Source organism: Secundilactobacillus angelensis (genome assembly GCF_012641075.1).
Lineage (GTDB): Bacteria > Bacillota > Bacilli > Lactobacillales > Lactobacillaceae > Secundilactobacillus > Secundilactobacillus angelensis.
Window position 1 is genome coordinate 1 of sequence record NZ_JAAXLJ010000095.1, and the last position, 317, is coordinate 317.

The following is a 317-nucleotide window of genomic DNA, read 5'->3' on the forward strand; positions in this document are numbered from 1 at the left end:
GCACTGGAATTACCAGCACTGGCAGCTGAGCTGGCATCTAAGGTAGCACTCGAAGCTTTCTTCGCTTCTTCTGAAGCCAGACTAGCAGCAGCTCCGGCAGATTTAGCGGCATTGCTTGCCGTTGATGCTAAATCACTGGCAGTGTTTGCGGCACTACTTAAGTCGGTGTCACTTGGGTAATCACTTGCGGCACTCTTGATTGAGTTAGCGACACTGGCGGCGTTAGTTGAATCGGTTGCTGCTGACGTTGCAGCATCACTAGCGGCAGTTGAATTGCTTGCCGCAGCGCTACTGTTGTTGGTAACGTTGCTGCCGGC

1 pseudogene is annotated in these 317 nt (G+C 53.0%); it reads right to left on the reverse strand.

Annotated features, from left to right (window positions below):
• Window positions 1-317, reverse strand: a pseudogene (locus HC026_RS12515) (hypothetical protein); the annotation flags it as partial.